This window comes from Candidatus Hydrogenedentota bacterium (genome assembly GCA_035416745.1).
In the GTDB taxonomy this organism is placed as follows: Bacteria; Hydrogenedentota; Hydrogenedentia; order Hydrogenedentales; family SLHB01; genus UBA2224.
The window spans coordinates 1-9,919 of the sequence record DAOLNV010000115.1; the positions used below are offsets into that span (position 1 = coordinate 1).

Genomic DNA, 9,919 nt, shown 5'->3' on the forward strand with positions numbered 1-9,919 from the left:
ACCACAAGATGTGGGAGAAGAAACTCTGCAAATGGCAAGGTTTTCCACAGGTCCTGAAGTACTCCTTTTGAGGACGGAGGAAAACTCATAGCATACATGACATGATCTTGTCTGACCCTATCTAAACCATGTAATTGGAATAATTTAGGAGTATATGGAAATGTAGCTGACAAAACTTATGAGTTTGTGAATTTTGTCGCGATTCCTCTTGGGCTTGGGGATTTCCACAAGTAATCCACAGGCTGTCTCCATAGGCAGCCGAGTCGTCCCTTTACCACAACATAAGGGACATATCCTGGGTTGCAAAGACGATCGTCTCAAATTGAACATGGCGGAGACATCTGTATCGTGTCGTCAGGCACGAGCTCGGCACGGCCGATCGAAGCAGACCAAGGGATTCTATAAAGACAGGACGAAGGTTTTCTAGATGCGAATAGGCATCACGATGTTGAGATAATTGTCCAGGGGCTTGTCTTTGAAAGGTTTCAGAAGCCCCGGGCTCATGCCGTCCTTGAGAACCAGACATGTCTTCTCAGTGTCGATATGGCGCAGGGCATCCAGGATGAAATCAGGGTTGAACGCGATCTCCAGCAGGTCACCGGGATATTCCACGGACATGTCTTCCGTAAATTCGCCAACTTCAGGAGTGACCACGCGCAGTGTAAGTTGCCCGTCGTTAAAGACGAAACGCACTGAGTTGAATTTGTCGTTTGTCATGGTCCGAGTACGCCGAATAGCCTCCATGAACAACGACGTGCTTATGTAAGCTTCTTTATCGTGTTTTTTCGGGATGACCATGTCGTAATTTGGAAACGTTCCTTCGATAAGAGCTGTTACTAAGCGGTTGGAATCAAAAACAAAGGCTGCTTGAGTTTCATCGAAGAAGAGTTTCACGTCCCCTTCACCGGTAAAAAGGCGCTCGAGTTCTGAGATCATTTTCCCGGGAATGATGACTTTTATCGAGAGTCCTTCCGGTATGTTCTCGGTCGTGCTGCACAAAGTCATCCGGCGCCCATCAGTAGCAACTACCGTGAGCGCACCACCCTGGATTTCAAAGAGCAAACCGGTAAGATTGTATCGCGTCTGATCGGAACAAATCGCAAATGAGGTATTCGAAAACAACTTCTTCAAAACCACCTGATCGAGAATAATCGGCTCAACATTGCCAAAGCTTCTTATGGGAGGAAATTCTTCGGGCGACATACTGAATAGTTTCGTATCAGTTTTTCCGGCCTTCAGTGTTACGACATTGCTCTCAGCAAGCCCGAGGACCAAGTCTCCACTTGGCAGTTCCGAGAGGATCGACGATAAACGCTGAGAAGACACCGTAAGCGAGCCAGGTTCGTCTACTGTGCAATCCACGGAACACTCAATGCTGATCTTGAGATCGGTGGCCGTGAGACGCACCTGACTTTCTCCGGTCTCCATCAGAATATGCGACAGAATCGGCAATGCCGATTTTGGCGATACCACCGTCTTGACCTTATTGACAGCATCCAGCAAGTCCTGTCGCGCGATTGTGATTCTCATTCCCAGGTCTCCCTCCGTATCCCCGATTGAAGCATCTCAATTCGATGAAGTGTTTTTCACTTGTATAATCTATTTTTTTTGAAAGAAATACAAGTATTCGAAGTCATAGGCGGCTGTATAGTGTGGAGAACGATCTAAAGCCCGAATAAGTAACAAGTTAACTTGTTGGAAAAATCTGGAGAGTTGGTATCGGATTATCCACATCATTCACTGAGCGAGCCAAGGAACTGAAAAACGAGCTCCATTCGGCCGGCCAGATGTGGATGACCTGGTAAAAAATCCACCAGAGAACCAACGTTCTTCAGACACTTTCCCCAATGACAAACAACTCTTGATGTTCCACGCAGAATGATTCTTCCCTGGAGAAAAAGAGAGCCGTATTCATTATCAGTCCGGCTGCGAGAGTGCCTGAACACCCAGATCGTGGAACACGTTCTTCGTGTGAAATATGCGGGCGTCACACGATACTTCAAGGATCCATAAGCCATCTATTCACACCACCTTATAGAGCTTGCTGAGAAGTCAGGAAAAACCAGCATGTGTACCTAAGCCATTGTTGCACTTACATTTATCAGGGTCATTCAAACAATCTGTATTCAAAGGGCTATTCTGCAGACAGATGTTTTCCACAACTTATTCACACTTGGTGTAATATCGCTTACACACTTGTAGGGCTAACCCTGATAAGCCACACCCAGGGTAACACCGTCGGCGTGTGCAAATCGCGGGCACGCGGGTTCAGGTGCGGATGACGCGCAGAAATTCCTCGGGCGGAATGATGCCTTCCTTAACCTTATTCCGGCATCGGTCAGCCATTGTCTTGAGTTTCGCGGCGCGGCAGATTTTTTCGGTAGATTCGTCCGCGGCGATCATTTGGCGAATCTGCGGAGTGATTTCGAGAACCTCGAAGATGCCCGTGCGTCCTTTTGTTCCCGTGTGGTAACACGCAGTGCATCCCTCGCCGCGGTAAAGTTTCTTGGTGCTCTCGGGAAGGTTCAAGGATTTGAGCATCGCTTTTGCGGGAGTGAAGGCTTTCTTGCATTTCGGACAGACCTTCCGCACCAGACGCTGGGCGACCACGGCCGTAAGGGAACTCGCGAGCAAATAAGATGGCACGTCCATATTGCGCAGGGTGCTGATCGCCTCCGGCGCATCATTTGTATGGAGCGTGCTGAACACGAGGTGCCCGGTCATGGCCGCTCGAATTGCTATGCGGGCGGTTTCGGCATCGCGTATCTCGCCTACGAGGAGGACGTCGATATCCTGACGCATGGCCGCGCGCAGGGTGTTGGCGAAACTGACGCCGATTTCAGTCTCAATCTGGACCTGGTTGATTCCGGAAAGCTGGTACTCCACGGGATCTTCCAGTGTGACAATACTTTCGGTGAGTACATTCTTCTGATTCAGGGCGGCATACAATGTGGTGGTCTTGCCGCTTCCCGTCGGGCCGGTCACGAGGATCATTCCGTAGGGCTGCTGAATGAGAGTGGAGAGCTTCTTGATGTCCTCTGTTTCAAGACCGAGATCCTTGATTCCTTGGAGAACCGCTGAAGCATCGAGCAGACGCAACACCACGCGCTCGCCCAGGAAACACGGCAGCGTGGCGACGCGAATGTCGAACTCTTTGTCCGCAAAATCGAACGCGATGTGGCCGTCCTGGGGGTGGCGCGTTTCCGTAATATCCATATCCGCCATAATCTTGACGCGGGATACGACAGCGGCCTCGATCTCGTGGTCAATGCTCATAACATCATGCAGAACGCCGTCGATGCGGTAGCGGACGCGCATCTCGGGCTCCTGCGGGTCGAGATGGATATCGGTGGCGCCCGAGTTCACGGCGCCTTCAATCATTTTGCTTACGAGCTGCATTACCGACGCCCCAGATGCTTGCCGAGCAATCTCCGCAAAATCCAAGGTGGTCTCTTCCGTGACGATTTCTTCAATCATAACAACCTCGCCTTGTTTTTCCTCGCCCTGCTTCAGAGCTTTGGATGGTTCCATTTTCTCGGGGACACTCTCTGGCCGGCGTCTGGGCGCCGCTTTCGGTGGAGGCGCCTCGGGTTCATCAAGGGCAGCCGTGGCGCGTTTGCCATACCGCTTTTTCAGCTCTTCGTTAAAGTTGTCAATGTGGCTCAGGATCGGATGAATGCGTTTACCCAGGAAGACCTCCGCATCTTCGAGGGAGTTCAACACTCGCGGATCGCCGATCAGAGCCGTAAGCCGGTCGCCTTCTATTCGCACCGGGATGAACTTGTATTTTCTTGCCACGCTCTCGGGCACCGCCTCGAGAGCTTCGGCGTGGCTCGACGTTTTCGGCAGGGTGGCATATTCCAGCTTATGCTGTCTTGCCAGGGCCTTCGCCAGAGCTTCGGGTCCGACGATCTTGCCATCGAGCAAGATCTTTCCCAACAGGCGTCCCGTGCGCTTCTGTTCCGCCAGCGCCTTCTTGAGATCCTCTTTCGTCACTTCCCCCATCTTCACGAGGGTAGCGCCGATGGACTCGTCTTGTTGACGCTTTGCCTTCGAGTGATACTCGTAACGGAACAAGTCTTCGAGGGCGCCAACGCTGATGATCTCTTTCTGAATCAACTGGCGGTACCATGGAACTCCCGTAGCTTCTTCCCGTTCCATGATGGCGTCCAATTCCTCGCGCGTCAGCACTTCCTGGCGGACCAGTTCGTCTCCAAACTCGTGTTTGCCGGATATTCCTGCCATGGGACTCCCCTTACATCTTCACGTTGAAATATCTTGCCCCCCACATTATATGCACGTCTCGCGTTTACGTAAAGAAATTTTCATCATCAGCCCTGTCAGGCAATCGTGTGGCGGGTGCAGATCCTGTGCCCTTTCCATCCAAGCCGGACCAGTTGAGCAAGCCTGCTTGGCAGGGGCGGGCAGCAGCGCGGAACGCGCCGTCGACCCACCGTCAACTCCTTGGGGTATCCTGGCGAAGGCGATAGGAGGCGGCAAGGGCGTTTGCCTGCCATGTTCTGCTGTGGCAACGCCGGTCTTTTCTTGTGGCGCCGCTTCTGGTATACCAGCGCAGGGGTTCTTGAATGCCGGTTGTTTACGAATAGGAGATGTTCTTTGGTGCCGCAAGTCGTCGGGTGCACAGTTGTGCTTGTTATTGCCCTGGGGATGAATCTCGCAGCGGAGCGGAAGAAATTTCCCGGACGGGTTCTTTTCAAGATGGTGGCTTCGACGGCTTTTGTAGCTCTTGCCTACTTCGGCGGCGCGCTTGGGACACCGTATGGACGGTGGGTTCTTTTTGCCCTCATTTTGTGCTGGATAGGCGATTTGCTGCTTGCCTATGAAGACAAGCTACTTTTTCTTGTAGGGTTGTTCGCGTTTCTGGGTGCGCACGGGGGGCTGGTGTATGCGTTCTTTATGGCGGGCATCAACCCGGTCTGGGCTCTGGCCTCGGGGGTGGTTATGATCCTGCCGGCGCTGTTCGTCGTGCCTTGGTTGCGCCCTCACGTGCTCCGCGAGATGAAGATACCCGTGTACGCGTACATGCTGGTCATTTCAAGCATGGTGGCTTTGTCCGCGGGGGCCGTGGGAAATGGGGGGCCTCCCATTCTTCTTCCCGGCGCGATTCTTTTCTATATTTCGGACATCTTTGTTGCACGGGAACGTTTTGTTCACTCCGGTTACGCGAATACCATCCTTGGCCTTCCCCAATATTACGCGGCGGTGTGGTGTTTTGCTCTGAGCGTCTGGCTGTACGGGTGAGCCATTCCGCTGGAGATGCGGCTTCTTTCTGTCCGTGTGGCGGATGGCGGCGCCGCCGTGCCATGTAGTACCATTGCCTTGAACTTTGGGCCCGTGCAGGAGGTTGGGCAATGGCGCAGTGGTCGTCATGGCAAACGGAAATCAGGCAGCGCGAAGAGTCTATTCTTTCCGCCGCGCGCGCCGTGCTGCTCGAGCGGGGGTACTTTGGTCTGACCATGGAACGGGTCGCGTCGGTAAGTGCGTGCCCGAAAGGCACCATGTATCAACACTTCGGGTGCAAGGAGGACCTGCTCGTGGCGCTTGCCGTCGCGTGCGCGGGGGCGCGGCTCGAGATGATGGAGCGCGCGGCGGCACATTCGTGTCCGTCACGGGAGCGGGTCGTGGCGCTCGGCGAAGCGGTTGCGCTCTACACCCGGCTCAATCCGGACGGCTCGCGCATCATGCACATGACGGTCGGGCCCATCCGCGAAAAGGCGTCTCCCCAACGTCTCAGCGAGCTGGTGCATCTCGAGGAGCGCGAAGTGGCCCTGCTCCACAGGATCCTCCAGGACGCGGTCAGGGAAGGCAACCTTACGCCTCAAGACGACAGCGTGCTCAAGGAGATGGCATTCGGTATATGGGCCCTGGTTGACGGCGCATTCACCCTCATTGAACGCAACAGTCCCCGGGAAGTTCTCGGGATCGACAACCCGTTTTCCAATCTCTTTCGTGTATTCAGCGTTCTGGCGGACGGATACGGCTGGCGTCCTCTTTTTCACGAGCTTGACTGGGAGGAAAGTCTGGCGCGAGCGCGGAAAGAGGTCTTCCCCGAGGAAGCGCAGCGTCTCTATGGCGAAGGCAACTGGTACGGCGACCGCGGCTGACCTTTCCGAGGGCTGAGGCCGCGTGTGCTGTCCAATTCCTGGAGTTTCGGCAATGTACATTCACAGCGCTCTGATCGTGGCTGGTTTCGTGGTTTGGGCTGCCGGGGCGGCCGCATCGGATGCGGAAGGAGGGGGACTGCGCGCCGGCGTGGCCAAGAGCGACATTACCACCTCGGCGGAGGGGGTGCGCATCAACGATCCGCTGTACGCCAAGGCCCTGGTGATGGACGATGGCACGACCAGGCTCGCCATCGTCGCAATGGATGTTACCGCTATTGGAGGCATCGGCGAGGTCGGGGACGACTTTCTGCCGAATCTCCGCGCGCGCATCGAGCGCGAACTGGGGATTCCCGCCCGGAACGTCCTGGTCAACGCGTCGCATAATCATCCTCCGTGCCGTTTGCTTTGCGAACCTCCGGAGCAACTCGAGCGGACGTTCGATGCGGTGCGCCGTGCCGCCGAGAGCATGACCGGGGTCAAGGTGGGGGCGGGCGAAGGCCGCGAAGACCGCATATCGATGAACCGGACCCTTATCCTCAAAGACGGCAAGGCGTGGACGATTCGGCACACGAATCCCTGCCCGCCCGATGAGGAGGTGGTGGGCGTGGGACCCATCGATCCCGAGGTTGGAATACTCCGGATAGACCGTTTGGACGGACGCCCTTTTGCCGTGGTCTACAATTTTGGCTGCCATCCCTACCTGACTGTCCCGAGAGGCGGTGTGACAGCGGATTTCCCGGGGTTCGCCTCGGGGGTCATCGAGGAGAATCTGGGTGAGGGCGTCATGGCCTTGTTCCTGCAGGGCGCCCTTGGCGACATCACCGAGATCCTGTATAAAGACGTCCACCGGCCGCGCGACTCCGAGCCGTTGGGCATTCTGCTGGGGCTCAGCACGTTGAAGGCGCTGCACGGCATCGAGACCCGGGCGGGAGCGCTGAAGGTCGTCTCCGAGACAATCAAGCTTCCCAGGAAGACGGATTTCGACGAGCGGATCGCGGAACTCGAAGCAGAACAGGCGCAACTACTTAAGTCATTGAGAGGCACCAGTTTGAACGTCAAGACGTTTGTGCCGCTTTACATTCAATATACGCTCGACCCTGAGCATCCCTCGGATTACTCGTTCCGGTACCTGCATTCGGAGCAGATGGGCACCGACGAGTTGAGCGAAATCGATGCGCAGAATAAGGCGCACCTCGCGAAATACCTCCAGAACATGCGGACCATGGAGAAGCTGGCGCGGATACAGGACAAGATCGCTACGTTGGAACGGCACAAGGAGATAAACCGGGCCGCCGGGGAGCCAACCGTCACTACCGAGGTACAGGGCATCCGGATCGGGGACTTTGTGCTGGTCACGACGGCGACCGAATTGTGCGTCGAGATAGGTCTTAACCTCAAGAAAGCCTCACCCTTTGAACACACCTTCGTGGCGGCGTGTTCAAACGGTTACCTTCACTACGGTCCGCCCGCTGCCGACTATGTGAAAGGCGGATACGAAGTCACCGAGTGCTTTCTTGCCCCCGAATGGCAGGAAATCTACGAGACCACGGCGAAGGCGGTACTCCAGAGGCTTGAAGACGGAAACCCCTGAGGCGCACACCGCCATTTCGATTGCCGGGCTCGGCGGACCCTGCCGGGCTGTAACGGAACTTCGGGTTCACGTGTAGGATTCATAGTATGCATGCAGGTTGACTCGCGAGCCGGGTCGCATTATGCTGCGTGACGTCGTTGCGACGCGGATGCGTGCAGACGGGCTTGTAGCTCGGAACGAAGAAGGGGAATAGCCGTTATGAAACACGTTCGTGAAGTCTCGCGCATGCGCGTGCGCGAAGCCCAGGGCCCTGTTGAGATCCTGAGCCTGATCGGGTCGTTATTCACGATTCTATCAACAATGATTGGGGTCATACTGCCGCTTACCGGCGCAAAATAGTGGCTCCCGAGAAGCGTAAGGCGGTCCGCGAGGGCCGCCTTTTTTTCTTCCGCCTTGCCAGAAGCCTGCGATGAGCCAGTCCGAATGTCCGCATAGGCGGCTTTATCGAGTGCGCGTCCCTTCGTGCCGGGTGACGGGGTTTATTAGCGCGCCCCGATATGCATCCTGTCGCAGCCGGAAGCTCTCCTGAATTTCCATCAATTACCATGCTGTGGTACACTCAGGAACGACCCTGCCGCGTATGTGTTTCGGCGTGTCCGGGTATGTTTGCACCTCCTCACACAGTTGGAGCCTTTTGAATGATGAACTTCTTTCGACGGCATCCTGTTCTGGGCGGGATTGTGGGCGGTTTTGCCTGTTTACTCCTGATTGTGGCCGTGGTTGTGGCGTGGCGGGTCAAAGGGCCGTACCGTTTGTACCGAATGAACGTGCTCGAGACGGCCGCATCCAAGGGCATACAGCCCGGCGTGTTGGAAATCGGTGTCGCTACGCGCGACATCACGCCCGATCTGTCCCAATACGACCCCTGGGTCGATGCGGACGGAGACACCCGGTACCGTCCCGACAAGGGCGACACCTACACGGACGCCAACGGCAACGGGCGCTTTGATGCCGTCTGGCTGGCGGGGTTCAACAGCAACCGCCCTGCCCAGGGAGTGCACGACCCCTTGTGGGTGCGCGCGCTGGCGTACCGCAACAATGGAGTTACCGGTGTGATGGTCGCTATTGACAGCATCGGCATAACGAATGAGCGGTTCATCACGGTGCGCAAATCGCTTCCGAAGGAACTCGGACTGGACTTGGTGACGCTGGCATCCAATCATATTCACGAAGTGCCGGACACGATGGGGATATGGAGTTACAAGGTTTTCCGGGGCTACTTTGACGATGCCTACCTGCAATTGGTGCTCACGGCGTGCAAGGACGCGATCATCGAAGCGGCCGGCAAACTCGAGCCGGCCGAAATGACGCTCGCGGCGGCAAAAATCGACCCCGAAGGATTTATGGACGACAGCCGCCTCCCGCATGTCTACGATGACCAGATTCGTGCGGCGTGGTTCACAAGACCCGGCACCCAGGACACGATCGCGACGCTGGTGTCGTGGGGGAACCATCCTGAGACCCTTGGGGGGAGCAACCCGTTGATCACATCGGATTATCTCCATTTTCTGCGGGAAGGCGTCGAGAAAGGCATCGAGGACCCCAATGGCGCGCCGGGATTGGGCGGGACCTGCGTGTTTTTCTCGGGCAATCTCGGGGGGCTGATGACCCAGTTGCACACGACGGTGCCGCATCGCGACGGGCAGCGGATGTTCGAGGAGGCCTCGTTCGAGAAAGCGCAGGCGCTGGGCGAAAACGTCGCCCTCGAGGTGCTTGCGGCCTTGCGGAGTTCCGACGCGGTCAAATCGGCCCATGCCGGAGTCGCGGTGGCTGGGCGTACGTTTTTCGTGCCTCTCGACGGGCCGTTCTACTGGGCCATTTTCGCGGGGGTGATCCATCCCGGGTGGTACTGGGGCAAGGGCCGCACCGAGGTCCACGCCATGCAGCTCGGGGACTTGTCCATTTTGACGTGCCCCGGCGAGTTGTACCCCGAAATCGCCGATGGGGGGGTCCAGTGCCCCCAGGGCGCGGACTACCCCGGCGAAATCCTTGAGACGCCGCCGCTCCGGCAGGCCATGCGGGGGGAGGTCAACATGATGTTCAATCTCGCCAACGACGAGATCGGCTATATGATCCCCAAGACGCAGTGGGACGGCATGGCACCGTTCGCCTACGGCCGCGAGAAATCGCAGTATGGCGAAGAAAACTCGGGTGGTCCGTTCGTAGCGGCAACTTACCACCGGGCGGCGATCGAGTTGCTGAA

7 protein-coding genes are annotated in these 9,919 nt (G+C 56.4%); 5 read left to right on the top strand and 2 right to left on the bottom strand.

Annotation, left to right across the window (positions count from 1 at the left end; genetic code table 11):
• Positions 1-423: 423 nt before the first annotated feature.
• Together dnaN and PLJ71_20895 are read right to left on the bottom strand one after the other, a co-directional pair.
• Complete coding sequence (gene dnaN / locus PLJ71_20890; protein HQM51151.1) at positions 424-1,530, bottom strand: DNA polymerase III subunit beta; 1,107 nt, start codon at positions 1,528-1,530, stop codon at positions 424-426.
• A gap of 738 nt (positions 1,531-2,268) precedes the next feature.
• Complete coding sequence (locus PLJ71_20895; GenBank protein ID HQM51152.1) at positions 2,269-4,245, bottom strand: ATPase, T2SS/T4P/T4SS family; 1,977 nt, start codon at positions 4,243-4,245, stop codon at positions 2,269-2,271.
• A 375-nt stretch (positions 4,246-4,620) separates the two neighbouring features.
• Here PLJ71_20895 and PLJ71_20900 point away from each other — a divergent pair, with 375 nt between their 5' ends.
• The 5 genes from PLJ71_20900 to PLJ71_20920 all read left to right on the top strand — a co-directional run.
• Positions 4,621-5,262 (top strand): lysoplasmalogenase, encoded by a 642-nt coding sequence (locus tag PLJ71_20900; protein ID HQM51153.1) that lies wholly within the window; start codon positions 4,621-4,623, stop codon positions 5,260-5,262.
• A 110-nt stretch (positions 5,263-5,372) separates the two neighbouring features.
• Positions 5,373-6,125 carry a TetR/AcrR family transcriptional regulator gene (locus tag PLJ71_20905; protein ID HQM51154.1) on the top strand — a complete coding sequence of 251 codons (753 nt, stop codon included), beginning with the start codon at positions 5,373-5,375 and terminating at the stop codon, positions 6,123-6,125.
• Positions 6,126-6,177: 52 nt separating this feature from the next.
• On the top strand, positions 6,178-7,716 hold the full coding sequence (locus PLJ71_20910) for a hypothetical protein (protein HQM51155.1): 1,539 nt from the start codon (positions 6,178-6,180) through the stop codon (positions 7,714-7,716).
• A gap of 198 nt (positions 7,717-7,914) precedes the next feature.
• Positions 7,915-8,055, top strand: a complete 141-nt coding sequence (locus PLJ71_20915; GenBank protein ID HQM51156.1) for a hypothetical protein — start codon at positions 7,915-7,917, stop codon at positions 8,053-8,055.
• A gap of 299 nt (positions 8,056-8,354) precedes the next feature.
• The coding region (locus PLJ71_20920; GenBank protein ID HQM51157.1) for a hypothetical protein at positions 8,355-9,919 on the top strand (1,565 nt) is incomplete at its 3' end.